Genomic DNA, 23,558 nt, shown 5'->3' with positions numbered 1-23,558 from the left:
CGACGCGAACGCATCCAGTGCCGGCTTGGCGCGACGCACGGGTTCGTGTGCGGATTCGGCGGCGTGATCGCGGACTTGGTCGCTTCCGGCAGGCTCTGACGCGGCCATCGCGCAGACGCAGGCATCGACGACTGCGGCGATGTTCGCAGCGGCTGCGAACGCGGGCGGGTATCCTGCCCGCATGCTCGATCGCCTCGCCCGCGCTGTCTCGATCCTCGGCCACCCGCTGCTGGTGCTGCCGGCGGCATTGGCGCTGCCGGCCGCGATGCGCGATGCGGATCACGCGACCCTGCGATCGATGCTGATCGGCTTCGCGCTGTTCGCCGCGCTGCTGCTGGGCTGGTCGTGGTGGCAGGTACGGCGCAGTCGCTGGGCGCATGTCGATGCCAGCCAGCCGTCGGAACGCAAATCCCTGAACCGCACGCTGCTGGTGGGGATCACGATCGGCGCACTGGTGGCGTGGTTACGATCGCCGACGCCCGATCTCGCCCTGACGCTCGCACTGTCGGCGGGCATCGTCGCAATCGCGATATCCGTCGTGCGCTGGTGCAAGCTTTCGCTGCACGCCTCGTTCGCGGTCTACTCGGCCGGCCTGCTGTGGCCACTGGGCGCGGCGGCGGTCGGTGCCGGTTGCGCGTTCGCCGGCATCGTCGCCTGGTCGCGGCTGCGGTTGTCGCGGCATCGGCCGCGCGACATCGTGGCGGGTGCCGCCACTGGCGGCCTGGCCGCAAGCGGCTACTGGCTGAGCTTGCACGCGCTGCAGGCATCGCCATGAACAGCGACATTCAGGACGAACGGGAAGACATCGACATCAATGAACCGCTGCGGTTGTTCCATACCACAGACCATGCCTGCGGCTATTGGCCGGAGCGCCAGGCGCGCGATCTGGTGTTCGATCCCGGCGATCCACGGCTGGCGCAGACCTATCCGATGGCGTTGACCTGGGGCTTCCGCCGCTCGGGCAACCTGATCTACCGGCCGCACTGCCGCGATTGCCAGGCCTGCGTCGCGGTGCGGATCCCGGTCGCGGAATTCCGCCCCGATCGCAGCCAGCGGCGTTGCCTCGCACGCAATGCGGACCTGGAAGCACGGGTGCTGCCCGCCGAGCGCAACGAAGAACACTTCGCGCTGTACCAGCGCTATCTCGGCGCGCGTCACGCGGGCGGCGGCATGGACGGGCACGGTCCGGCCGAATTCGACCAGTTCCTGGTCAGCGCCTGGGGCCAGGGCCGCTTCCTCGAACTGCGTACGCGGCAGGCGCACGGCACGGGCGAACTGTTGGCGGTGGCGGTGACCGATGTCGTCGCGGATGCGATGTCCGCCGTGTACACGTTCTACGATCCCGATGCCGCCGAACGCGGTCTCGGCACCTTCGCGATCCTGCAGCAGATCGCGTGGGCGCAGCGCGAAGGCAAACGTCATCTGTATCTCGGATACTGGATCGACGGGCATCGCAAGATGGCCTACAAACGCCGCTACCGGCCGCTGGAATCCTTCGACGGCCACGGCTGGTCGCGCAACTCCGGAGACGCAACGCCATGACGCCGCCATTCACGCCCCACACGCCGATTCGAGTATTCGTCGCGGCGCTTTTCGTCGCCCTTCCGGTTGTTTTGGCCGGCTGCGTGCGCCTCCGGGTGCACGGCGATCCGGAGGCCGCGCTGGCGGGCGCGGCGCAGCGCGTCGAGGACGCGATCGCCGCATCGCTGCCGCTGCGGGTCGCGACCTACAACACCTCGCTGTACGACGAGAGCGACGGCGGCCTGATCCGACGACTGCAAGCCGGCGACCCGACCGCGCGCAGCATCGCCGCAGTGTTGCAGCGCGTGCGCCCGGATGTGGTGCTGCTCAACGAATTCGATTACGACGCTGCGGGCCGCGCCGCCGATCTGTTCCAGCACGACTACCTCGAAGTGGCGCAGGGTGAGGATGCGCAGGCGCTGCGCTACGCCTACCGCTACTTCGCACCGGTCAACACCGGCGTCCCCAGCGGCCTGGATCTGGATGCCAACGGGATCGTCGGCGGCGATGGGCGGGATCGTGGCAACGATGCCTGGGGCTACGGCCTGCACCCCGGCCAGTACGGCATGCTGGTGTTGTCGCGGTATCCCATCGACAGCGCACAGGTGCGTACCTTCCAACAGCTGAAATGGAGCGCGATGCCGGACGCCGCATCGCCGATCGACCCGCGCGCGCGCAGGTACTACTACCCCGAAGCGGTCTGGCGCCAGCTGCGGCTGTCGTCGAAATCGCACTGGGACGTGCCGGTGCGTACGCCGCACGGCCTGTTGCATCTGCTGGCGTCGCACCCGACCCCGCCGGTGTTCGACGGGCCCGAGGATCGCAACGGTGCGCGCAATGCGGACGAGCTGCGGCTGTGGCGCGAATACCTCGACAACGATCCATCCGATGCCGCGTGGCTGTGCGACGACGTCGGCCGCTGCGGCGGATTGCCGGCAGGCGAGCGTTTCGTGATCGCCGGCGACCTCAACAACGATCCGGTCGATGGCGACGGCCGTCATGACGCGATCGTGGCGCTGATCGAACACGCGCGCATGCTGCGCCACCCGGCGCCGCGCAGCGCCGGGGCCGTGGCCGCCGCGCGCGAAGTCGGCGGCGCCAATGCCCGCCATCGCGGCGACCCCGCCGAGGACACCGGCGACTTCGGTCCCGGGGTCGGCAATCTGCGACTGGATCATCTGCTGCCTTCGCTCGGGCTGCGCGTCGTCGGCAGCGGCGTATTCTGGCCCGCGCCCGGCGCCGTGGATGCCGGCATCGCCAAAGCATCGGACCATCACGCGGTGTGGATCGATCTGATGCCGGCAGAGTGATCCGCCGTTCCGGCATGGTCGACGAAAGACCCCGTCTATCGCAAACGCGATCGTCGCGTGAGCACTTCGATGCGACTTCGACGCTCCCTGTCCCTGCCGAAAGTTCGGGTATATGCTCCGTCCATGACCCTCGGCCATCACGACATGGATACAGGGACAGACGATGGCGCCGGGGAAGCTCTGGCTGCTGGAATCACTTCGGAAAAAGTGATCGATGCGCTGCTCGGCACGTTGCCCGCAGACACGCAGCTCGCCATTGCATGGAGGCACGTCCGTCTCGGTTCCGGAAGCGCGCGCAACGCCTCCAGCGATGAGGCGTTGCGGGCCGATGTGCTGGCGCACCTCGAGGATGCGCCACCTGCACCATCGGCCCAGGCAAGGATCGACCGCCACGACGGCGACGACGGCAGCCGCACGGTCATCGGCCTCGCATTCGGCGGGTCGCCACCGGCCGACTGGATGCAGGCATCGTGGTTCGTACTGGCGCACAGACTGCTCGCAGCGTCGCTGAGCATCGCCAACGCGGGCGCACGGATCGAGGCGCTGGAAAAATCCAAACGGCTGCAGCAGGCGCTGTACGAAATCTCCGATCTCGCGGGCTCCGGTCTGGAAATGCACGACATGCTGGCGCGGATCCATCAGGTCGTCGGCGGATTGATGCCCGCGGAGAATTTCTACATCGTCCAGTACGACGGCAAGCACGCGACGATCCGCTACCTGTACTTCGCCGACAGCCGCGACCGGTTCGATCCCGATTCCGAAACCGAATTCGCGATCGACCAGGGCATGCACAGCATGACGGCGGCGCTGCTGCAGCACGGCAAGCCGCTGATCGGGGCACCGCGCAGCATCCTGCGGGGCATGAACATCGCCAGCGAGGAATACGCCGGCGGACCGCTCAGCGAGGACTGGCTGGGCGTGCCGCTGCTGCGCGGCGCGCAGGTCTGCGGCGCGATCGTTGTGCAGGACTACGAGAACGCCGACCGCTACGACGCGGAGGACCGCGCGCTGCTGGAATACGTCGCGCAGCACATCCTCACCGCGCTGGACCGCAAGACCGCCCAGGTGGAACTGGAGTGGCGGGTGAAAGAGCGGACCCGCGCGCTGGAACAGGCCAACTACGAACTGCAGGCCGAGGTGATCGATCGCGAGCGCGCCGAAAAACTGCAGCAGGCGCTGTTCCGCATCACCGAACTGTCGATGACCGCGGACAGCCTCGAGCGTTTCTACGCAGACCTGCATTCGATCATCGGTGAATTGCTGTACGCGAAGAACTTCTACATCGCGTTCCTCAGCGACGACGGCAAGCACATCGAATTTCCCTATGCCGCGGACGAAATGGATACGCGCCCGCACCGCGACCGCGCACGCGCGAAAGGGCTGACCGAATACGTGATCGGTACCGGGCGCGCCCTGCTCGCCGACCGCGCGCACATCCAGGCACTGGAATCGGAAGGCCTGGTCCGCAGTTTCGGGCCGCTCGCGCACTGCTGGCTGGGCGTACCGCTGACCCGCGACGATGCCGTGGTCGGCGTGATCGGCGTGCAGAGCTACACCCCGGAGATCAGTTTCGTGGAACGCGACCAGGAACTGCTGACGTTCGTCGCCCACCACGTCGACGCCGCGCTCACGCGCAAGCGCGCGCAGCGCAGGCTGGTGACCGCGCACGCCGAACTGGAGGCGCGGGTGGAGACCCGCACCCGGGAATTGGCCGAAACCAACCACGAGCTGCGCGAACAGATCGCCGAGCGTCTTCGCGCGGAGCAGCGCCTGCGCCACCAGGCGCGCCACGACAGCCTCACCGGGCTGCCCAATCGCGGCCAGTTGCAGGAACGTCTCGACGACGCCATCGCGCGGATCAGCAGCGCGGACGGCAAACCGTTCGCGGTGCTGTTCCTCGATATCGATCGTTTCAAATTGATCAACGACAGCGTCGGCCACGTCGCCGGCGACGAACTGCTGGTCGAATCCAGTCGCCGGATTTCGCAAGTGGTCGCGCGCGAAGATCTGGTCGCTCGCCTCGGTGGCGACGAATTCGCGATTCTCGCCGAGAACATCGAAGGGCCCGAAGCGGCCGAGCGCTGCGCCGCGCACATCCTGCGCGCCCTGGGTCAATCGATGTGGATCGAAGGCCGCGAAATCTTTCCTTCGGCCAGCATCGGCATCGCCCTGTGGCACCCGCGCTACCGCAAGAGCGAGGAGCTGTTGCGCGACGCCGATGCCGCGATGTACCGGGCAAAGCGCCTGGGCCGCAACCGCAGCGAAGTGTTCGACAAAGAAATGCGCGCCGAAGCGATGCGCCTGCTCGACCTGGAGGCCGACCTGCGCCGCGCGATCATGCACGACGCGTTCGAGCCGCATTTCCAGCCGATCCTGCGCCTGCAGGATGGCGAGCAGGTGGGCAGCGAAGCGCTGGTGCGCTGGAACCACGAAGAACGCGGCCTGCTCACGCCGTCCGCGTTCATCGGCGTCGGCGAGGACAGCAGCCTGATCGAACAGGTCGACTGGCTGATGTACGCGCATGTGATCGCCTCGATGGGCGAATACCCGCAACATTACGTCTCGATCAATGTCTCACCGCGGCATTTTCTTTCCGACAATTTCTCCGACCGCCTGCTGCGCATGCTCGACGAAGCCGACCAGGATCCGCGCCGGCTGCGCATCGAGATCACCGAGGTCGCGCTGATCGAGGACGCGCCGCGCGCATTGCGGATCCTGCGCGATCTGCGCAATCACGGCATCGCCGCCCTGCTCGACGATTTCGGCACCGGATTTTCGGCGCTCTCGTACCTGCATCGCTTCCCGATCCAGGGACTGAAGATCGACCGCAGTTTCGTCGCCGGCCTGGACAGCGATTCCAGCGCGGAAAGCCTGGCCCTGGTGCGCGCGATCCTGGCGATGGCGCTCACCCTGGGCATCGACACCATCGCCGAGGGCATCGAAACCGAAGCGCAGCGCAGGATCCTGATCGACCAGGGTTGCCAGTTCGGCCAGGGCTTTCTGCTGGGCGTACCGAAACCGCTGCTGCGTGCGCATGGCGGTCGCCGTCGCGGCGCCCTGCAGCACTGACGGCAACCAATCAGCCGTTGGCCTGCGGTCCTGCGCTCGAAGGCAACGCCTCGGACGGTGCGCTCGCCGGTTCCGCAGTGGGACCCAGCACCGGCAGCGCCGCGGCGGGCTTCGAGAATGCATGCAGGCCGAAGCCGAACATCTCGTCGCTGTGGGTCGATACGATCATCCGCACCATGCCGCTGGGCACCATCAGCTCCAACGAAACCGGCTTGCCTTCCGGTGTGCGCCCTTGCAGGGTCATTTCGATGAATGCGCCACCGGTATCGACGGTATGGCAGGCGACGTGCGGACCGGCAGGACCGTCCTGCAGGAACGGATGGATCGCTTCGCCCAGGGCTTCCAGCGCCTGCGGAAAAAAGAACACCGCATAGCCGTTGTTGTCGTCCATCGAGGTCTCCTCAACAAGTCGCGGAAGCGTAGCAGGAAACCATGCGTCTCCCGATGCGGGCGGTAGAGCGGCCTTCGCGCCACTGCGTCGTCTTGTCGGCCGGCAAGCATCGACTGCAGGCATCGGTTGTAAAAAAAACAGCGGCCTGAAGGCCGCTCTACCGGGTCCGGCGCGCTTGGATCGGCTCAGCGCAGTTCGATCTTCAACGCCGCAGCGGCGTCGCGCGCTGTCGCACGCGCGGTGTCGATGTCTTCGCCCAGCGCCAGCGTCACCGCCACGCGACGATGGCCTTCGACGATGGGCTTGCCGAACAGGCGCAGCGCGGTATCGGGCGCACGCAGCGCATCGGCGACATGCTCGAACACCGGCACGCCATGACCATGCGCCAGCACCGCGCACGAGGCCGACGGCCCCTTCTGGCCGATGGCACCGTTGCCGGCCACGTGGATCGGCAACCCGAGAATCGCGCGCGCGTGCAGCGCGAACTGGCTGAGATCCTGCGAAATCAGGGTGACCAGACCGGTGTCGTGCGGGCGCGGCGAAACTTCCGAGAACCACACCTCGTCGCCCTTCACGAACAGCTCGACGCCGAACAGGCCCCAGCCGCCGAGATCATCCGTGATGGTTTGCGCGATCCGCTGCGCGCGTTCCAGCGCGCGCGGCGACATCGGCTGCGGCTGCCAGCTTTCGCGGTAGTCGCCGTCGCGCTGCAGATGACCGATGGGCGCGCAGAAATCGGTGCCGCCGGCATGACGCACGGTGAGCATCGTGATTTCGTAATCGAAGTCGATGAAGCCTTCGACGATGACGCGTCCGGCGCCGGCGCGTCCGCCGGTCTGCGCGTAGTCCCATGCCTTGTCGATGTCGTCGGCGCTGCGCACCAGACTCTGGCCCTTGCCCGACGAGGACATCACCGGTTTCACCACGCACGGCAGACCGATCGTCGACACCGCTTCGCGATAGTCGTCGAGCGTATCGACGAACCGGTACGGCGACGTCGGCAGGCCGAGGGTTTCGGCCGCGAGCCGGCGGATGCCCTCGCGGTCCATCGTCAGCCGTGCGGCGCGTGCGGTCGGGACGATCCGGGTATGGGTGCCGCGACCGGCGAATTCATGCTCCAACTGGACCAGGGTTTCGGTGTGGATCGCCTCGATCTCGGGGACGATCAGGGTCGGTCTTTCCTCCGCGATCAGAGCGCGCAGCGCCTGCCCGTCCAGCATGTTCAGCACATGGCTGCGATGCGCGACCTGCATCGCCGGGGCGTCGGCGTAGCGGTCGGCGGCGATGACCTCGCAACCGAAGCGCTGCAGCTCGATCGCGACTTCCTTGCCCAGCTCGCCCGAACCCAGCAGCAGCACGCGGATGGCGGACGGAGACAACGGGGTGCCGAATTCGAGGGCTTCGGGAGCGGGCATGGGCGGCAGGCCTATTGGAAAGAGTCGATTTTAAATCAGTCACTTGCGGAAACCCCGCCCACAAGATCAACCGCTCGTCCGGTTTTGATTGCACAAAGTGATATCTTTTTGATATCAATTAATCCTTCAACACCACCTGCGAGCCATCGCCATGAAAGAGAATCCCTTCCCCTCGATCCCGGGCATCCCGGTCCTGCTGGTCCTGCTGGCGGCCATCGCTGTCGGTGTGTTTGCGGTGATCGGCGGTGCCGCGAGCGCATCGCCGTGGATCCTGATCCTCGGTGTGCTGATCGGCATTGCCGCATTTTTCCTGCTCTTCGGCCTGTACAAGATCGAGCCCAACCAGGCGGCGGTGCTGAACCTGTTCGGCAAATACGTCGGCACCGTGAAGGACGGCGGCCTGCGCTGGAGCAGCCCCTTCTACGGCAAGAAGAAAGTCTCGCTGCGCGTACGCAACTTCGAGAGCAGCAAGCTCAAGGTCAACGAACTGGACGGCAGCCCGATCGAGATCGCCGCCGTCATCGTCTGGCAGGTCGTGGACAGCGCCGAGGCGGTCTACAACGTCGACGACTACGAAAGCTTCGTGCACATCCAGTCGGAATCGGCGGTGCGCACGATGGCCACCAGCTATCCCTACGACCAGCACGAGGACGGCCAGTTCGCGCTGCGCAGCCACGCCGCCGAGGTGTCGAAGCACTTGATGGAAGAACTTCAGGACCGCCTCGCCGACGCCGGCGTCACCGTCCTCGACGCGCGCATCAGCCATCTCGCCTACGCGCCCGAGATCGCCCAGGCGATGCTGCAGCGCCAGCAGGCCAACGCGATCATCGCCGCGCGTACGCGGATCGTCGCCGGCGCGGTGGGCATGGTCGAGATGGCGCTCGAAGCGCTGCAGAAGAACGGCGTGGTGCATCTGGACGAAGAGCGCAAGGCGCAGATGGTCAGCAACCTGCTGGTGGTGCTGTGCGGCGAGCGCGCCACGCAGCCGGTGATCAACGCCGGCACGCTGTACTGATCGCGGCCGAAGCCCCGCTCCTACGCAAGAACACCCTACGCAAGAACGCCGATCATGTCAGAGAAGAAAGCCTATCCGCTGCGCATCAACGCCGAAGTCCTGTCGGCGGCGCAGCGGTGGGCCGACGATGAGCTGCGCAGTCTCAATGCACAGATCGAATACCTGCTGCGCGACGCCCTGCGCAAGGCTGGGCGGCTGCCCGACAAGACCGTACCCAAGACCGAGGATGAGACGTGAGCGCGCACTGGACGTACAAAGTGATCGATGTGAAAACCAAGGGCATGCGCATGATGCTCAATGCCGATGATGTCCAGGAAGTGCTGAATCAGCAGGGGATGCAGGGCTGGGAGCTGGTCGACGTGATCCAGTTGGCCATGAACCGGGCAACGCTGTATTTCAAGAAACCCAAATGAACGACCGACACTCGAGCCGCATGTCTTCAAACGACGCGATGCGGCGAGCGACAGGAGCATTGCAATGATCCATATCATCCGCCAGATCGAGCGTCGTCTCGACCGTGGCCCCGGCGAAGGGCGCATCGCGACCCGCGCGCTGTTGCTGTCCATGCTGGCTCTGCTGCTGGGGCTCGGCATGCTGCTCTCGCCGCGCGCGCAGGCCCAGGATTTCGACGCTGCGCGCGAGTCGAACAAGGTCCTCGATACGATGGACTCTGGCGATTTCGCCGCCGTGCACGCCCGCTTCGATACGACCATGGCCAGTGCGATCACCGCCGAGCAGTTGGCGCAGGGCTGGAAAGCGCTGCCGGCGCAGACCGGCGCACTGAAGGCGCGCGGCGAAGCGCGCGTGGTCGACCGCGACGGCCGCACCCTGGTGATCATTCCACTGCATTACGAAAACGCCGAATTGGACGCGATGCTCGCGTTCGATGCCGAACACCGGATCGCGAAACCGCGATCCGCCCTGCCGCACCGGCGACCGCGCCCGCCGCACCACCGGTCGCTGCCGACGCGAACTACCGCGAGCTGGACCTGCGCATCGGCGACGAAGCGACCGGCCTGCCGGCGACGCTGGCGATGCCCGGCGGCGAGGGTCCCTTTTCCGCCGTGGTGCTCGTCCACGGCTCCGGCCCGCAGGACCGCGACAGCACGATCGGCCCGAACCGGCCGCTCCTCGACATCGCCCGTGGACTCGCCGAACGCGGCGTTGCGGTACTGCGCTACGAAAAGCGTACCAAGGCCCATCCGCAGGAATTCGCCGACGGCGGCAGCATCGATCTGGAAACCACCGACGACGCGGTGCGCGCGGTCGCACTGCTGCGCGAACAAGCCGGCATCGATCCGAAACGCGTGTTCGTGCTCGGCCACAGCCAGGGTGGAATGCTGGCGCCGCGGATCGCTGCGCGCGACCCGCGGATCGCCGGGCTGATCCTGCTCGCGGCGCCATCGCGGCCCCTGCTCGACATCCTGATCGAACAGAACCGACGCATGGCCATCCTCAACGACGGCAAGACCAGCGATGCCGAAAGCATCGCGATCCAACAGCTGGTCGATCAGGTCGCTGCGGTGCGCAGCGGTCGCGAGATCGCTGCGGCGCAGGCACCGATGGGCATCGCGCCCGCGTATTGGCGCAGCGTCGACGCCGTCGATCAAATCTCGGAAGCGCGCGCGATCGCACAACCGCTGTTGTTCCTGCAGGGCGCGCGCGATATCCAGGTGGTCGACGCCGACTGGCAAGGCTGGCGCGACGCGTTCCACGACAGCCCGCGCGCGACGTTCAAGCTGTACGAAACGCTGAACCATCTCGCGATTCCCGGCGAAGGCGACGGCAATCTGCAGGAATACCAGACGCCCGGACACGTCGACGCCACGCTGATCGCCGACATCGCCGCGTGGATCGCTGCACAGCCGCCGAAGTAAGCGGCACCCCGCACACACCTCCACAGGCATGACGAAGAGAGATCAACATGCATCGTGAATTCATCATTGTCCCGCCCGACCTGAGGTTGGTGATGCCGGTATTGGCCATCAGTCTGCTCGCCGCAATGGTCGGCATCTGGTTTGCCGCGCGCGAAGCACCGTGGGCATGGCTTGCCAGCATCATCATCGTTCTGTCCGGCGTTTTCATCGTATGGACGGTACGCAGGCGGCATGTCGTGCTCGATGACGGTCTGCTCACCATCGCAGCGGGCGTCAACACCGCCCGCGTGCGCACGGCCGATCTGGATGTCGCCGCCGCGCGTGTCGTGAATCTGGCGGACAACGCGACCCTCAAGCCCGGCCTGAAGACCTTCGGCACCGCCATGCCGGGCTATCAGGCCGGGCACTTCCGGCTTCGCAACCGCTCCCGCGCCTTCGTGCTGCTCACCGACAGGACGAAAGTGCTGGCGCTGCCGGAGCGCAGCGGTCGCATGCTGCTGTTGAGCCTGGAGCGTCCGCAGACCCTGCTGGACGCGCTCAAGACCATGGCGGAGGCCGGGGCGCGACGCTAATCTGTACCGATGCGTCCCCTGCCCCGCATCCTGCTCAACACCGCCCGGATCGAAGCCTGGCCAGCCTGGCTGCTCGCCGCACGCAGCAACCGCGATGCCCGCATCGTCTCCACGGCGCGCTGGGTGCTGCGGCGCAAACGCGACGGACGCTATCTCGTCGCAGAACTGCCGCAAGGCTGGATGGCGCTCGATCCGCACTGGAGCCGCGCATCGGGCATCGACGCCGCGCTCGATGCCGTGGACGCACCGTTGCCGCACGTTGGCGTGCGCGATCCGGGCATTCTGCCGCTGCATGCGCTGCATGAACGGCTGGACGCGTTGGGACTGGACGCCGACGGATACGGCAAACGCATCGGCCTGCCGCTGGTCGCCGAGCCGCGATGGTTGGCGCACGCCGGTTTCGATCGCTATCGCCGCCCGCTGTGGTTGCATCCCCGCGCCGCGCGCGCATGGGCCGGCCTGCGCGCCGCCGCGCTGCGCGACGGCATCGTGCTGGAGGCGATCTCCGGTTATCGCAGCCACGATTACCAACTCGGTATCTTCGAACGCAAGCTCGCACGCGGAATTCCGGTCGACGGGATTCTCACCGTCAACGCCGCGCCGGGCTTCAGCGAACATCACAGCGGCCGTGCGCTGGACATCGGTGCGCCCGGCGAGCCGCCAGCGGAAGAGTCCTTCGAGCTCACCACCGCGTTCGCATGGCTGCGCGAGCATGCCGGCAATCATGGCTTCGCGATGAGTTATCCGCGCGACAATCCGCACGGCATCGTCTACGAGCCCTGGCACTGGCGTTATTCCGAACCGCATCCGCAAGAGATCCACGCATGATCCGTTCCCCCGCACTCGCGCTGTTGCTCGCGCTCGCTGCAACGACCGCCGATGCAGGATGGCGCACGCCGGACGGCGTCATGCTCGAAGACACGCCATCGCAGCAGTCCGAACGCGGCTTCGGCGCGATGCTGCAGGTCGCGACCGAAGCGGAATCCAAACGCTTCCACGAAGAGTGGTACGGCACCGCGACCGATCACTCGCCGAAACTGCAGACCACCGACAGCGCGCGCCGCGGCGACACGGTATCGGTCCTGGTGCTGTACGCCGGCTGTGCGCTGGATGACGCCGCGCAGGACACCATCGCGGCAAACAAGGCGCCCTGCGGAGCGCAACTGCGACTGCGCGTGGTCGCGCCCGACGGCTCGGATTACGGCAATCCCGAAGAAATGTCGCTGGCGCAATCGCAGCCTTCGGCGCCGGGACACATCCTGCAGCTTTCGCCGGTGGAGCTGAAGATCCGCTTCGAGCCCGGGGACGCGCTCGGCGATTACCGCATCGAAGCGCGGATCGATCACCCGGACAAGGATTCGCTGCTGCAGCTGTCCACCACCCTGACCCTGAAGCCCGCCGACGCCGAATGACGCCGACGATCGAGTCGGCCTGGGCATCCGGCCGCAACAATTTCAATCTGATCCGGCTGATCGCCGCATGGCTGGTGATCTACAGCCACAGCTGGGCGATCACCGGCAGCGCCGGTGTCGATGCCATCGGCGCGCTCACGCATATCAAATCAGGCGGCGCACTGGCGGTGGACGCGTTCTTCCTGATCAGCGGCTTTCTGGTCGCGGCCAGTTTCCAGCGCAACCCGCTGCGCGAATTCCTGCTGGCGCGCGCGCTGCGCATCTATCCCGCGCTGATCGTCTGCGTTCTGTTGAGCGTCTGCGCGCTGGGGCCGCTGCTCACCACCGCACCCGACTACTGGGGCGATGCGAAAACGTGGCGCTATCTGTGGGCGAACGCCAGTCTGTGGCGTGCGGAGTTCTGGCTGCCCGGCGTATTCGACGCGCTGCCCCGAACCGCCGTGAACGGATCGCTGTGGACGCTGCCGATCGAGGGTCGCCTCTATCTCGCCCTGGTGGCCGCAGGGCTGACCGGCATGCTCGCGCCGAAGCGCTATCTGCCGGCCTGGACGCTGGCGATCGCGGTTGCATGCGCTTTGGCCTACCTGCGTGCGCCGTTGCCCGAACACCTGCTCAATCTGCTGTGGGTGACCGGGTTCTTCATCACCGGCACGCTGTGCTGGGTGTATCGCCAGCGCATTCCGCTGTCGATCTGGCCATTGCTGGCATTGCTGGCCGCAGCGTTGGCAGTGCGCGGCACATGGTGGTTCGGACTGGCATATGCGCCGTTGCTCGCCTACGCCACGCTCTACATCGCGCTGATACCGAAATTGCCGGCGATCGCGAAAAACGATCTTTCGTATGGCCTGTATCTCTACGGTTGGCCGATGCAGCAGCTCGCATTCCTCGCCGGTGCCACCACCGCTCCGGGCAACACCGCTGCCGCGACCGTGCTCGCGCTGATCTGCGCTGCGCTGTCGTGGTTCCTGATCGAACAACCGGCGCTGGTCTGGAAACAGCATCTGCTCAAAAACCGGCGCCTGCTCAAACGCGTTGCAGCGCCCGCCGACGCGAGCCGCTGACGTTCAATCCTGCGAGCGTTTGGTCGGCGTTTTCGTTTTCGTTTTCGTTGCCGCTGACGTTCTGGATGTCGCCTGCGCGCCGAAATCGGCGATCCGCCACAGATAGAAACTGGCATAGGTGCGATACGGGCCCCACCGTTCGCCGCGTTCGGCCAGCGCTTTCGGCGCCGGCATATCGTCGCGCTTGTCGACGACCTGCGCGCCCTTGCGGATCCCCAGGTCGTCGATCGGCAACACATCGGCGCGGCCGAGACGGAACATCAGCATCATCTCGACCGTCCAGCGGCCGATCCCGCGCACCGGCACCAGCGCATCGACGATGGCGTCGTTGTCCATCGTCGACATCTGCCGCAGCGCCGGAATTTCGCCGCGTCCCTCGCGCATCGCGAGGTCGCGCAATGCCAGCAATTTGTTGCCGGACACGCCGCAGGCGCGGATCGTGGCGTCGTCGCAGCGCGCCAGCGTGTCGCAATGGAAGCGGTCGCTGCCGATCGCGGTTTCGACCCGGCCGACGATCGTCGCCGCCGCCTTGCCGCTGAGCTGCTGATAGAGAATCGCCCGCGCCAGCGCATCGACCGGATCGAAGGATTTGCGCCAGCGCGGGTCGGCGTCGATCGCGCCGATGCGTTTCATCCAAGCGCCGAGTTTTCGGTCGCGCCTGGCCAGATGATCGTAAGCGGCCTGGGTGTCGAATCCACGGGCGTGTCTGGGCATGGCGACCTCAACGTCGAAACGCATCGACGGCATACAGCAGCCAGCCGAGGATCAGCAGCGAACCGCCCAGCGGCGCGAGCCGGGTCGGTGCAGCGAAGAAGTGCGCCGCCACCAGCGAGCCCGAAAACAACAGTACGCCGATCACCAGCACCGACAGCGCGGCCATGCCGAGACGATGCGGCGTCTGCCGCGACAGCGCCGCCAGCGCGACGCCATGCACCAGCGCGAACAGCGCAGCGGACTGGAGATTGGCGCGGTCAGCGCCCTCGGCGCCATGCGCAGCGTAAGCCGACAGGGCCACGCCCGCGCCCGCGAGCAGTGCGCCAGCGGCGGCGAGCGCACGATGCGAGGAGCGTGGTTTCATCGCCGGGCGCACCGGCTTCGAGCACCACATACGCGAAGCGCCGCAGTGTGCGGCGCTTCGGAACACAAGACGGAACCGGCGGACATCCCCGCGGGTTACTTGATCGTCCAGTACGCGGTGAACTGGCCGTCTTCCTTGAATGCGCCGTCGATGCCGCTGTCGTAGACCTCGTACGGACGGTCGGTGATTTCGAACCCGCGCGGCGCCGACCAGGCGCGGAGCGCGTTGCGGACGTTCTCGAGTTCGCGGATGTAGCCGATGAATTTGCCGGTGACCGCACGGCGTGCCGGCAACAGCTGGTATTTCACCGGGCCCTGCAGGCTGAGGCCGGTCAGTTCGCCGGTGACGGCGGCGCCTTCGGCATCGGAAGCCTTGCGCACCGGCAGCGCGACGTCGAACGTATAGGTTTCGCGGCCCTGCTCGCTGGTGATGATGCGCATCGGACCGGTGGCAACCAGGCCACTGGAGGCCATCGTGCGGTTGATCCATTCCATGTTGGCGCGCATGGACTTCTCGATCACCGGATCGTCGAATTCGAGCGTACCGGCGGGCACGAACAGCAGGTGCTCGGCCGGAATCTGGGCGACGGACAGGCCGGTGAGCTTCTCGCCGTAGACCGCGTAATCGATGTTCGGGATCGACGCGAGCATGTTGGTGAGCTTGGCCAGGCCGAACTTCATGTCGTCGCCGACGTGGCTGCGCACGTACAGGCCGGCATAACGACCGAAGAGATTCCAACCGTAGTTGACCTTGTAGCTCTGCGCGATTTCGACGTTGCGATTGTTGTTGCCGGTCGGCTTGAGCTTGAATTCGGTGCGCTTGTCCGTACCCATGCGATCGTTTTCGATGCTGATCGCGACCAGTTCGTTCGGCACGCTTTCGACGATCTTCCAACTGCCGCTGCCCACTGCGTCGTTCTTGGAGTCGTAGTGGAATTCGGCGCCGACGCCGGAAGCCGGACCGGAGATCCGGGTTTCCATCTTCGGGTCGCGGAGCGGAGTCGCGTTCCAATCCTTGAAGCGGCTGAAATTGTTCAGCGTGTCGTACACGATGCTCAACTTGCGGTTCGTTTCGACCCGCTCGACCAGATATCGGCTGGAGGGCAGCACGAGGCCGACGATGAGGAACAGCGCGGCAACGATCGCCAGGGAAATCAGAATCTCGATCAGACGGGTCATGCAGGGGCTCTCCGGGACCAATACCCGCTCATGGCGGGCAAGACCCGAATCGTATCAGGGAACCCCGGTGAGGAGCGAGCGCCCGACCGGGAGACGAAAACAACCCGGCGACCGGGACGCGGCCGGGAGGCGCACGGGCGGCAGCCCGCTCAGATCAGCTGCAGCTCGAACGCTTTGAGCACCGCGCGGGTGCGGTCCCGGACGCCAAGCTTCGACAGAATATTCGACACGTGATTCTTGATGGTGCCCTCGGCCACGCCCAGCGAGTTGGCGATCTCCTTGTTGGAGAAGCCCGAGGCCATCAGGCGCAGGATTTCGGTCTCGCGGTCGGTCAGCGGGTCCGGGCGGTCGAGGCTGACGAAGTCGTTGCGCATGTGCTCCAGGCCCGAGAGCAGCCGCTGCGTGACGGCCGGCTGGACCAGCGAACCGCCGCCAGCCACCGCCTGGATCGCGCCCACCAGTTGCTCGAGCGAGACGTCCTTGAGCAGATAGCCCTTGGCCCCGGCCTTCATGCCGGCCAGCACCAGCTGGTCGTCGTCGAAGGTGGTCAGGATGATGGTGGGCGGAAGCTGGTTGAGCTTGCTGAGCGCCTGCAGCGCCTCGAGACCGGACATCGCCGGCATCCGCATGTCCATCAGAACGACATCGGGATTGATCTGCGGGATCAACTCGACCGCCTGACGGCCGTCGGACGCCTCGGCCACGACTTCGATACCCTCGGCAAGCGCCAAGAGCGAGCGGATACCCTGGCGTACCAGGGTCTGATCGTCGACCAGACAAACGCGAATCATGATGCCTCCAGTGTCCTTGTAACGGAAACGCGCCAGCCGATCCCGGCAGGTCGCGGTGGCGGGACAGCGAGCCATCTCCCCCTGTTGAATACGTGTAGCCGGCCGCCCCGGACGCAGCAGCCTTCAGATCTTCGTCCGGATGCGCTCAAGCAGCCGCCTCGCTGACCGGCGGCTGGCCCATCGGCACCACCACCTGCGGAAGCTCCAGCGGCAGACCCATCCGGCCGGGCGCCTGGATCACCGGCAGCAAGAGGGTCAGATGGAAGCCGCTGCCCGGCCGGGTGTCGATCTCGACCTGACCGCCAAATGCCGCCAACCGTTCGCGCATCCCGCGCAGACCATTGCCGGCCACCGGGCTATCGGCACCCCGGCCGTCGTCGCGGGCCTGCAGCTGGATGCCATCGCCGCACCAGCGGTAATGCAGCTCCAGCGTGGTCGCCTGCGCGTGCCGAACCACATTGGTGACGATTTCCTGTGTGCAGCGCAGCAATACGTGGGCGCGCTCGGCGTCGTCGATCAGGAATGGCGTCGGCAATCGCATATCGATATGCAATCCGGGAACGTTGTCGGCCAGCGGGAGCAAGGTCGCGGCCATGTCGATGGCATCGCTGTCGCGGATCCGGCTGACCGCCTCGCGAACATCGCTGAGCAACAGTTTGGCCAGCGTATGGGCCTGGGATACATGCTCCTGGGCCTTGCCGTCGGCCAGGTGGATCGCGACCTCCAGATTCAGGCTGAGGGCTGTCAGATGATGGCCCAGCAAATCGTGGAGTTCGCGGGAAATGCGGGTACGCTCATTGACCCGGACGCTCTCCGCAAGCAGCGCGCGCGTGGCGCGGAGTTCCGCATTCAGTCGACGCTGCTCTTCCCGGGCCTGCGCCTGCTGGCGGGCGACCAGGCTGGTCACGAAGATGAAGCTGGAAAACGCCGCGTACAGCAGCGAAAGCATGACCGCCTCGACCGGCGGGATGCCCATCGCGATGAACACCGGCACGATCGCGATCTGGCTGATCACCATCCAGGCCACACCGACCAGTACCGGCAACAGCCAGGGCAGCAGATAGGCGACCACGGTCAACAGAATGCTGCCGAGCCCGCTTTCGTTGTAGTAACTGACCGCGACCGCGCTGGCGGTGAGCAGCAACAGCACGCCATGGTCCAGCAGGACGATCCGGCGACTGCCCAGCCCCCGCGTCAACCAGGCATAGCACACGCCGAACACGCCCCAGGCCGTCCACCCTTGCCAGGACAGCGGCCCGACCGCCTCGTCGCCGCCCTCCACCGCCTGCAGCGACAGCAAAAGCAGCGGCACGCCGACCATGCCCCAGGTGAAGAGGCCTGCGTAACGCAGCAAACGGCTGTGGTTCATGCGCGTGAACATCTCTGCAGTGTAGGCCAGCATCCATCCCCTGCCCCCCACCGGAAGTCATGCATGGCGGCACTTCGCGCAAATCGCCCGGACACCCGCCAGTCGCCGACCTCGCCGGGTTCAGGCGCACGTGCGATAATTTCGCGCCCACCGTGCCGGCCCCCGCCCCGCACCCACTGCCGGAGCCATTGGAATGTCGATTGTCATCCGCGACGTGCGCGAGCACGAGCTGGATTCCGTCCTTGCCCTGAACAATGCCGCCGGCCCCACGATCCTGCCTTTCGACCCGCCCCGCCTGCGTCATTTCTTCGACACCGCCGAATACTTCCGCGTGGCGGAGCGCAGCGGCACCTTCGTCGGCTTCATGATCGGTGTGGGCAACCATGCGGACCACGACAGCAGCAACTTCCGCTGGTTCGCCGAACGCTACCCGGATTTCTTCTATATCGACCGCATCGTGGTCGCCAGCCGCCGCCGCGGCGGTGGCGTGGGCCGCGCGTTCTACGCCGATGCCCAGAGCTACGCCGAGCTGCGCTACCCGCAACTGGCCTGCGAAGTCTTCCTCGATGCCGGCAGCGACCCCTCGCGCGCCGATCCCGCCCTGCTGTTCCACGGCAGCTTCGGCTTCCGCGAGGTCGGCCAGCAGCTGATGGCCGAAACCGGCCTGCGCACGTCGATGCTGATGAAAGAACTCTGCAGCTATCCCTGGGTGCGCGATACCTACGGCGCGCACCTGCCGAACGTGCCGTGGCTGGCCGCGCCGCGGATCGATCTGCAGCCGCCGCTCGCCACCGGAACCGGCGCATGAGCGCGGCACCGACCGCGAACTACGAATTGGCCGGCGATCTGAAGATCGGCCAGGTCGGCATCGCCAACCTGCGCGTACGCACGCTCGATGTCGAACGTCTCGGCGCGGAAATGCGCGACCGCGTCGCACGCGCGCCGAAACTGTTCGAGCGCGCGGCGGTGATCGTCGATTTCGGCGGATTGCCCGGAACGCCCGATGTGGCGACCGCGCGCGCACTGCTCGTCGCACTGCGCGATGCGGGCGTGATTCCGGTCGCACTGGCCTGGGGCAGCGGCGAGAACGAGCGTCTGGCGGTCGAACTGGGTTTGCCGCTGTTGGCGAAATTCCGTGCGCAATACGAGCCCGCAGCCGATGCCTCTGTGGGAGGGGCTTCAGCCCCGACCGTCGGGGCTGAAGCCCCTCCCACAAAAAAAGCCGCACCTGCAACTGCCGCACCGGTCGTCAAACCCGCCGCCGACATCGGCATGGTCCACACCGCGCCGATCCGCTCCGGCCAGCAGATCTACGCCGATCAGCGCGATCTGACCGTGCTCGGCACCGTCGGTGCCGGCGCCGAAGTGATCGCCGACGGCTCGATCCACATCTACGGCGCGCTGCGCGGGCGTGCGCTCGCCGGCGCGCGCGACAACGACAAGGCCCGCATCTTCTGCCGCGAGTTCCACGCCGAACTCGTCGCGATCGCGGGGCACTACAAGGTCATGGAGGATCTTCCGGCCGAACTGCGCGGCAAGGCCGTGCAGGTGTGGCTGGACAACGAACAGATCCATATCGCCGCGCTTGCCTGAGTGCGGCCCGCCTTCATCGGCAAGACATTTTTACGGGAGAACGACTTTGGCTGAAATCATCGTAGTCACATCGGGCAAGGGCGGCGTGGGCAAGACCACCTCCAGCGCGAGCCTCGCCTGCGGTTTCGCACGGCGCGGCAAGAAAGTCGCGGTCATCGACTTCGACGTCGGCCTGCGCAACCTCGACCTGATCATGGGCTGCGAGCGCCGCGTGGTGTACGACTTCGTCAACGTCATCCACGGCGAAGCCTCGCTGAAGCAGGCGCTGATCAAGGACAAACGCTTCGAGACGCTGTATCTGCTCGCCGCTTCGCAGACCCGCGACAAGGACGCGCTGACCAAGGAAGGCGTGGAAAAAGTGCTGAAGGACCTGGCCGACGACGGTTTCGACATCATCCTCTGCGACTCGCCCGCCGGTATCGAAAAAGGCGCGTTCCTGGCGATGTATTTCGCAGACCAGGCGGTGGTGGTGGTGAATCCGGAAGTCTCCAGCGTCCGCGACTCCGACCGCATCCTCGGCCTGCTCGCCTCGAAGACCAAGCGCGCCGAGAACGGCGAGCGCGTCAAGGAACACCTGCTGCTCACCCGCTACAGCCCGGCGCGGGTCGAAACCGGCGAAATGCTCAGCATCAAGGATGTCGAAGACGTGCTCGGCCTGAAGACCGTCGGCGTGATCCCCGAATCGCCGGACGTGCTCAATGCCTCCAACAAGGGCGAGCCGGTGATCCTCGACATGGAATCGAACGCCGGACAGGCCTACGACGACGCCGTCGCCCGACTGCTCGGCGAGGACCGTCCGATGCGCTTCACGCAGTTCGAGAAGAAGGGTTTCTTCAGCAAGCTGTTCGGAGGCTGAGCCCATGTCCCTCTTCGACTTCCTGAAGCCCAAGAAGAACACCGCCTCGGTCGCGAAGGAACGCCTGCGCATCATCGTCGCGCAGGAACGCAGCAGCCGTGGCGCCCCCGACTACCTGCCGCTGCTGCAGCGCGAACTGCTGGAAGTGATCCGCAAATACGTCAGCGTCGATGTCGATGCGGTCCGGGTCGAAATGGCGAAAGACGGCGACCACGATGTCCTCGACATCTCGGTGGCCCTGCCCGACGGCCGCCCCTCCCCGACCTGACCCGCTCCTGTAGGAGCGGCTTCAGCCGCGATGAACCATGCCCGATATTCCAATCGCGGCTTCCGCCGCTCCCACAGGATCCAAAGTCCTCACCCTCGGCGAAATCGATCGCGCCGAGGCGATCGCGCTGCTCGCGCGCTACGGTCTGCATTTCGAACCGATCGACGACGACGCGCCCATTCCCGGCAGTTTCTGGGGCGAACGCGAAGCCGGCGTGATCGGCAGCACCGTGTACGCGCGGCGCGATACGCCGGTGCACTCGCTGCTGCACGAAGCCTGCCATCTCATCGTCATTCCGCCGGAGCTGCGCGCCCGGGTCCATACCGACGCCAGCGACTCGCAATTCGAGGAAGACGCGACCTGCTACCTCCAACTGCTGCTGGCCGACGAACTGCGCGGCTTCGGCATCGAACGCGCATTCGCCGACATGGACGCCTGGGGCTACACCTTCCGGCTGGGCTCGGCCCGGGCCTGGTTCGAGCAGGATGCCGAAGACGCGGCGGCCTTCCTGCACGCACTGCCGCATCTCCCGGAAGGGCTTGCTCCCCTCTCCCGCCGGGAGAGGGGCCGGGGGTGAGGGTTCGGCGTCCCCCGCAACCTGCCCGTCCAACGCCCGCCCTTGCGCCAACCGGCGCGGAACACTAGCCTCCCGGGCTGAAGCCATCCGGCCACCGGAGAGTCCCCGTGAACCATCGCACCACCCTTCTGGCCCTCGCCATCGGCGCCGGCCTGCTGTCCCTGTCGGCATGCAAGAAAGACGCTTCGGGCGACGCCGCGACCGGCGACACCGCCGCAGCCGCCAAGGCCGATGCGGACGCCGACGCTTTCGTGGCCCGCGTCAATCAGGAATACAGGGCGATCTATCCGGATCTGACCGCAGCGCAGTGGCTGTCGTCGACCTACATCACCGACGACACCCAGGCCATCGCCGCAAAGGCCAACGAACGCTATCTCACCCTGCTCAACACCTGGATCAAGGCGGCGAAGCCGTTCGAAGGCCAGAAGATGTCGCCGGAAAGCGCGCGCACCATCCTGCTGCTGAAACTCTCGACCGCGATGCCGCCGCCGGACGACGCCAAGAAGCTCGAGGAACTCACCAGGATCGCCACCAAGATGGAAGGCGACTACGGCGCGGGCAAGTACTGCACCGGCGAAGGCGACAAGCAGCAATGCCGCGATCTGGGCGAACTCAGCGAAGTGCTGGCCAAGAGCCGCGACTATCAGGCGCAGCTCGATGCCTGGCAGGGCTGGCACACCATCTCGCAGCCGATGCGCAAGGATTACGTGCGCTTCGCCGAACTGGTCAACGACGGCGCGAAAGGCATGGGCTTCGCCGACACCGGCGAGATGTGGCGTTCTGGCTACGACATGAGTCCCGCCGAAATCGCCGCCGAAACCGACCGCCTCTGGGGCCAGGTCAAACCGCTCTACGAACAACTGCACTGCTACACCCGCACCAAACTGAAAGCCAAATACGGCGCCGACAAGGGCCAGGTCGCCGGCGGCATGCTGCCCGCGCATCTGATGGGCAATATGTGGCAACAGGACTGGGGCAACCTCTGGGACGTGCTGGAACCGTACAAGGGCGCCGGCAGCCTCGACATCAACAGCGCGCTGCAGGCGCAGTACCAGCGCAATCTTTCCGCCGCGCGCGCGAAGATCGAAGGCGAAGCGACTGCGGAGAAAATCGTCGAGGCCGACCGCGAAGCGCAGTTGGCGACCGCCAAACAGATGACCCAGCGCGCCGAGGATTTCTACGTCTCGCTGGGCATGCCAAAATTGCCGGAAAGTTACTGGCAGAACACCCAGTTCATCCAGCCGCGCGACCGCGACGTGGTCTGCCACGCCAGCGCCTGGGACATGACCATGGGCGGCGACGTGCGCACCAAGATGTGCATCAAGCCGAACGAGGAAGAGTTCACCACGATCTACCACGAACTCGGCCACGTCTATTACTACCTCGCCTACAACGACAAACCGCCGCTGTTCCAGACCGGCGCGCACGACGGCTTCCACGAAGCCATCGGCGACACCATCGTCCTCGGCATGACCCCGAAATACCTGGAATCGATCGGCCTGGTCAACGCGCAGGACCAGAGCAAGGAAGCGCTGATCAACGCGCAGATGCGCATGGCCCTGGCGAAAGTCTCGTTCATGCCCTTCGGCCTGATGATCGACCGCTGGCGCTGGGGCGTGTTCGACGGCTCGATCAAGCCCGACCACTACAACCAGGCATGGTGGGAACTCAAGGCCAAGTACCAGGGCGTCGGCCCGATCGCCCCCCGCGGCGAGGAATTCTTCGACGCCGGCGCGAAGTACCACGTCCCCGGCAACACCCCCTACACCCGCTACTTCCTTTCCCACATCCTGCAGTTCCAGTTCTACAAAGCCCTCTGCGACGCCGCCGGCCACAAAGGCCCGCTCTACGAATGCAGCTACTACGGCAACAAGGACGCCGGCCAGAAGTACTGGGCGATGCTGGGCAAAGGCGCTGGCCAACCGTGGCAGAAGACCATGAAGGAACTCACCGGCGGCGAAAAGATGGACGGCTCGGCAGTGCTGGAATACTTCTCGCCGCTGCAGGAGTGGCTGAAACAGCAGAACGAGGGACAGAGTTGTGGGTGGCAGGCGGGGGCGCCCGCAGCGCAACGCTGACCTTCATCGCGCTCAATTGAATCGAAGGCCGGCGCGAGCCGGCCTTCTGCTTTGCGGCGAACAATCCTGCGCATTGCGGGTCGCGCTGGCTATGATGCGTGGCGTATGAAGCAAGCCCGCCGGCGTT

General features: G+C 66.1%; 26 protein-coding genes. 18 read left to right on the top strand and 8 right to left on the bottom strand.

All coding sequences use genetic code 11. The features are described 5' to 3' along the window. The first annotated feature begins 181 nt into the window (after positions 1–181). The 4 genes from HOP03_14615 to HOP03_14600 all read left to right on the top strand — a co-directional run bounded on the left by HOP03_14615 (position 182) and on the right by HOP03_14600 (position 5,900). Positions 182–775 carry a hypothetical protein gene (locus HOP03_14615; GenBank protein ID NOT89395.1) on the top strand — a complete coding sequence of 198 codons (594 nt, stop codon included), beginning with the start codon at positions 182–184 and terminating at the stop codon, positions 773–775. Then, positions 772–1,542 (top strand): arginyltransferase, encoded by a 771-nt coding sequence (locus HOP03_14610; GenBank protein NOT89394.1) that lies wholly within the window; start codon positions 772–774, stop codon positions 1,540–1,542. Before HOP03_14615 ends, HOP03_14610 begins: the two co-directional genes overlap by 4 nt. Continuing rightward, the gene (locus tag HOP03_14605; GenBank protein NOT89393.1) at positions 1,539–2,831 is read left to right on the top strand and encodes an endonuclease/exonuclease/phosphatase family protein; all 1,293 of its coding nucleotides are present in this window, start codon (positions 1,539–1,541) and stop codon (positions 2,829–2,831) included. Before HOP03_14610 ends, HOP03_14605 begins: the two co-directional genes overlap by 4 nt. Positions 2,832–2,975: 144 nt before the next feature. Next, positions 2,976–5,900 carry an EAL domain-containing protein gene (locus HOP03_14600; GenBank protein ID NOT89392.1) on the top strand — a complete coding sequence of 975 codons (2,925 nt, stop codon included), beginning with the start codon at positions 2,976–2,978 and terminating at the stop codon, positions 5,898–5,900. Between the two features lie 10 nt (positions 5,901–5,910). On the opposite strand, the gene HOP03_14595 is transcribed toward HOP03_14600, so the two are convergent. Both HOP03_14595 and purT read right to left on the bottom strand, forming a co-directional pair. Beyond that, positions 5,911–6,291, bottom strand: coding sequence for a hypothetical protein (locus tag HOP03_14595; protein NOT89391.1), 381 nt, complete (start codon positions 6,289–6,291; stop codon positions 5,911–5,913). A gap of 185 nt (positions 6,292–6,476) precedes the next feature. Then, positions 6,477–7,706, bottom strand: coding sequence for a formate-dependent phosphoribosylglycinamide formyltransferase (gene purT / locus HOP03_14590; protein NOT89390.1), 1,230 nt, complete (start codon positions 7,704–7,706; stop codon positions 6,477–6,479). A 151-nt stretch (positions 7,707–7,857) separates the two neighbouring features. Here purT and HOP03_14585 point away from each other — a divergent pair, with 151 nt between their 5' ends. Genes HOP03_14585 through HOP03_14575 form a run of 3 tightly spaced genes read left to right on the top strand, consistent with a single transcriptional unit; the run spans position 7,858 to position 9,134 of the window. Continuing rightward, positions 7,858–8,721: an SPFH domain-containing protein gene (locus HOP03_14585; GenBank protein ID NOT89389.1), complete on the top strand. Its 864-nt coding sequence runs from the start codon at positions 7,858–7,860 to the stop codon at positions 8,719–8,721. A 54-nt stretch (positions 8,722–8,775) separates the two neighbouring features. Continuing rightward, the gene (locus tag HOP03_14580; GenBank protein NOT89388.1) at positions 8,776–8,958 is read left to right on the top strand and encodes an Arc family DNA binding domain-containing protein; all 183 of its coding nucleotides are present in this window, start codon (positions 8,776–8,778) and stop codon (positions 8,956–8,958) included. Beyond that, complete coding sequence (locus HOP03_14575) at positions 8,955–9,134, top strand: DUF4177 domain-containing protein (protein NOT89387.1); 180 nt, start codon at positions 8,955–8,957, stop codon at positions 9,132–9,134. The genes HOP03_14580 and HOP03_14575 overlap by 4 nt, the downstream gene beginning before the upstream one ends. Here HOP03_14575 and HOP03_14570 read toward each other — a convergent pair. Beyond that, positions 9,118–9,618, bottom strand: coding sequence for a hypothetical protein (locus tag HOP03_14570; protein NOT89386.1), 501 nt, complete (start codon positions 9,616–9,618; stop codon positions 9,118–9,120). The genes HOP03_14575 and HOP03_14570 overlap by 17 nt on opposite strands. A 167-nt stretch (positions 9,619–9,785) precedes the next feature. Between HOP03_14570 and HOP03_14565 the strand changes: the two genes are divergently transcribed. From HOP03_14565 to HOP03_14545, 5 genes are read left to right on the top strand one after another with little or no spacing between them, the layout of a single operon-like run. Further along, positions 9,786–10,598 (top strand): alpha/beta fold hydrolase, encoded by an 813-nt coding sequence (locus HOP03_14565; GenBank protein ID NOT89385.1) that lies wholly within the window; start codon positions 9,786–9,788, stop codon positions 10,596–10,598. Between the two features lie 47 nt (positions 10,599–10,645). Beyond that, positions 10,646–11,170 (top strand): hypothetical protein, encoded by a 525-nt coding sequence (locus HOP03_14560; GenBank protein ID NOT89384.1) that lies wholly within the window; start codon positions 10,646–10,648, stop codon positions 11,168–11,170. 9 nt (positions 11,171–11,179) lie between these two features. Next, positions 11,180–11,998 (top strand): D-alanyl-D-alanine carboxypeptidase family protein, encoded by an 819-nt coding sequence (locus HOP03_14555; protein NOT89383.1) that lies wholly within the window; start codon positions 11,180–11,182, stop codon positions 11,996–11,998. After that, positions 11,995–12,582: a hypothetical protein gene (locus tag HOP03_14550; GenBank protein ID NOT89382.1), complete on the top strand. Its 588-nt coding sequence runs from the start codon at positions 11,995–11,997 to the stop codon at positions 12,580–12,582. The genes HOP03_14555 and HOP03_14550 overlap by 4 nt, the downstream gene beginning before the upstream one ends. Then, positions 12,579–13,643, top strand: a complete 1,065-nt coding sequence (locus HOP03_14545; protein NOT89381.1) for an acyltransferase — start codon at positions 12,579–12,581, stop codon at positions 13,641–13,643. Before HOP03_14550 ends, HOP03_14545 begins: the two co-directional genes overlap by 4 nt. 3 nt (positions 13,644–13,646) lie before the next feature. Here the strand turns inward: HOP03_14545 and HOP03_14540 are convergent, their stop codons facing one another. The 5 genes from HOP03_14540 to HOP03_14520 all read right to left on the bottom strand — a co-directional run bounded on the left by HOP03_14540 (position 13,647) and on the right by HOP03_14520 (position 18,071). Next, entirely contained in the window at positions 13,647–14,357 is a 711-nt protein-coding gene (locus HOP03_14540; protein ID NOT89380.1) for a DNA-3-methyladenine glycosylase 2 family protein, read from the bottom strand. 7 nt (positions 14,358–14,364) lie between these two features. Then, a complete protein-coding gene (locus tag HOP03_14535) occupies positions 14,365–14,721 on the bottom strand; it encodes a DUF423 domain-containing protein (protein NOT89379.1) in 357 nt (118 codons plus the stop codon). Between the two features lie 95 nt (positions 14,722–14,816). Continuing rightward, positions 14,817–15,899 carry a polyketide cyclase gene (locus HOP03_14530; protein NOT89378.1) on the bottom strand — a complete coding sequence of 361 codons (1,083 nt, stop codon included), beginning with the start codon at positions 15,897–15,899 and terminating at the stop codon, positions 14,817–14,819. Positions 15,900–16,048: 149 nt separating this feature from the next. After that, a complete protein-coding gene (locus HOP03_14525) occupies positions 16,049–16,690 on the bottom strand; it encodes a response regulator transcription factor (GenBank protein NOT89377.1) in 642 nt (213 codons plus the stop codon). 145 nt (positions 16,691–16,835) lie between these two features. Further along, positions 16,836–18,071, bottom strand: a complete 1,236-nt coding sequence (locus HOP03_14520; protein ID NOT89376.1) for a sensor histidine kinase — start codon at positions 18,069–18,071, stop codon at positions 16,836–16,838. 181 nt (positions 18,072–18,252) lie between these two features. On the opposite strand from HOP03_14520, the gene HOP03_14515 reads away from it, so the two are divergent. The 6 genes from HOP03_14515 to HOP03_14490 all read left to right on the top strand — a co-directional run bounded on the left by HOP03_14515 (position 18,253) and on the right by HOP03_14490 (position 23,431). Further along, complete coding sequence (locus HOP03_14515) at positions 18,253–18,867, top strand: GNAT family N-acetyltransferase (protein ID NOT89375.1); 615 nt, start codon at positions 18,253–18,255, stop codon at positions 18,865–18,867. Next, positions 18,864–19,652 (top strand): septum site-determining protein MinC, encoded by a 789-nt coding sequence (gene minC / locus HOP03_14510; GenBank protein ID NOT89374.1) that lies wholly within the window; start codon positions 18,864–18,866, stop codon positions 19,650–19,652. The genes HOP03_14515 and minC overlap by 4 nt, the downstream gene beginning before the upstream one ends. 46 nt (positions 19,653–19,698) lie before the next feature. Further along, the gene (gene minD / locus HOP03_14505; GenBank protein NOT89373.1) at positions 19,699–20,508 is read left to right on the top strand and encodes a septum site-determining protein MinD; all 810 of its coding nucleotides are present in this window, start codon (positions 19,699–19,701) and stop codon (positions 20,506–20,508) included. 4 nt (positions 20,509–20,512) lie between these two features. Then, the gene (gene minE, locus HOP03_14500) at positions 20,513–20,776 is read left to right on the top strand and encodes a cell division topological specificity factor MinE (GenBank protein NOT89372.1); all 264 of its coding nucleotides are present in this window, start codon (positions 20,513–20,515) and stop codon (positions 20,774–20,776) included. Between the two features lie 37 nt (positions 20,777–20,813). Beyond that, a complete protein-coding gene (locus tag HOP03_14495; protein NOT89371.1) occupies positions 20,814–21,353 on the top strand; it encodes a hypothetical protein in 540 nt (179 codons plus the stop codon). A 107-nt stretch (positions 21,354–21,460) separates the two neighbouring features. Then, positions 21,461–23,431, top strand: a complete 1,971-nt coding sequence (locus HOP03_14490; GenBank protein ID NOT89370.1) for a M2 family metallopeptidase — start codon at positions 21,461–21,463, stop codon at positions 23,429–23,431. Positions 23,432–23,558: the final 127 nt, after the last annotated feature.

The sequence above is a fragment of the Lysobacter sp. genome, from assembly GCA_013141175.1.
Classification (GTDB): Bacteria; Pseudomonadota; Gammaproteobacteria; order Xanthomonadales; family Xanthomonadaceae; genus Lysobacter_I.
This window is presented reverse-complemented; position numbering and strand designations above follow the sequence as displayed.

Excerpts from the sequence above, each read along its gene's own strand:
- HOP03_14555 (NOT89383.1), top strand. The coding sequence starts at position 11,180 with ATGCGTCCCCTGCCCCGCATCCTGCTCAACACCGCCCGGATCGAAGCC.
- HOP03_14530 (NOT89378.1), bottom strand. The coding sequence starts at position 15,899 with ATGACCCGTCTGATCGAGATTCTGATTTCCCTGGCGATCGTTGCCGCG.
- HOP03_14585 (NOT89389.1), top strand. The coding sequence starts at position 7,858 with ATGAAAGAGAATCCCTTCCCCTCGATCCCGGGCATCCCGGTCCTGCTG.
- HOP03_14550 (NOT89382.1), top strand. The coding sequence starts at position 11,995 with ATGATCCGTTCCCCCGCACTCGCGCTGTTGCTCGCGCTCGCTGCAACG.
- HOP03_14540 (NOT89380.1), bottom strand. The coding sequence starts at position 14,357 with ATGCCCAGACACGCCCGTGGATTCGACACCCAGGCCGCTTACGATCAT.
- HOP03_14520 (NOT89376.1), bottom strand. The coding sequence starts at position 18,071 with ATGTTCACGCGCATGAACCACAGCCGTTTGCTGCGTTACGCAGGCCTC.
- HOP03_14525 (NOT89377.1), bottom strand. The coding sequence starts at position 16,690 with ATGATTCGCGTTTGTCTGGTCGACGATCAGACCCTGGTACGCCAGGGT.
- HOP03_14615 (NOT89395.1), top strand. The coding sequence starts at position 182 with ATGCTCGATCGCCTCGCCCGCGCTGTCTCGATCCTCGGCCACCCGCTG.
- HOP03_14610 (NOT89394.1), top strand. The coding sequence starts at position 772 with ATGAACAGCGACATTCAGGACGAACGGGAAGACATCGACATCAATGAA.
- HOP03_14535 (NOT89379.1), bottom strand. The coding sequence starts at position 14,721 with ATGAAACCACGCTCCTCGCATCGTGCGCTCGCCGCCGCTGGCGCACTG.
- HOP03_14495 (NOT89371.1), top strand. The coding sequence starts at position 20,814 with ATGCCCGATATTCCAATCGCGGCTTCCGCCGCTCCCACAGGATCCAAA.
- purT (NOT89390.1), bottom strand. The coding sequence starts at position 7,706 with ATGCCCGCTCCCGAAGCCCTCGAATTCGGCACCCCGTTGTCTCCGTCC.
- HOP03_14560 (NOT89384.1), top strand. The coding sequence starts at position 10,646 with ATGCATCGTGAATTCATCATTGTCCCGCCCGACCTGAGGTTGGTGATG.
- HOP03_14595 (NOT89391.1), bottom strand. The coding sequence starts at position 6,291 with ATGGACGACAACAACGGCTATGCGGTGTTCTTTTTTCCGCAGGCGCTG.
- minC (NOT89374.1), top strand. The coding sequence starts at position 18,864 with ATGAGCGCGGCACCGACCGCGAACTACGAATTGGCCGGCGATCTGAAG.
- minE (NOT89372.1), top strand. The coding sequence starts at position 20,513 with ATGTCCCTCTTCGACTTCCTGAAGCCCAAGAAGAACACCGCCTCGGTC.
- HOP03_14600 (NOT89392.1), top strand. The coding sequence starts at position 2,976 with ATGGATACAGGGACAGACGATGGCGCCGGGGAAGCTCTGGCTGCTGGA.
- HOP03_14605 (NOT89393.1), top strand. The coding sequence starts at position 1,539 with ATGACGCCGCCATTCACGCCCCACACGCCGATTCGAGTATTCGTCGCG.
- HOP03_14545 (NOT89381.1), top strand. The coding sequence starts at position 12,579 with ATGACGCCGACGATCGAGTCGGCCTGGGCATCCGGCCGCAACAATTTC.
- HOP03_14580 (NOT89388.1), top strand. The coding sequence starts at position 8,776 with ATGTCAGAGAAGAAAGCCTATCCGCTGCGCATCAACGCCGAAGTCCTG.
- HOP03_14515 (NOT89375.1), top strand. The coding sequence starts at position 18,253 with ATGTCGATTGTCATCCGCGACGTGCGCGAGCACGAGCTGGATTCCGTC.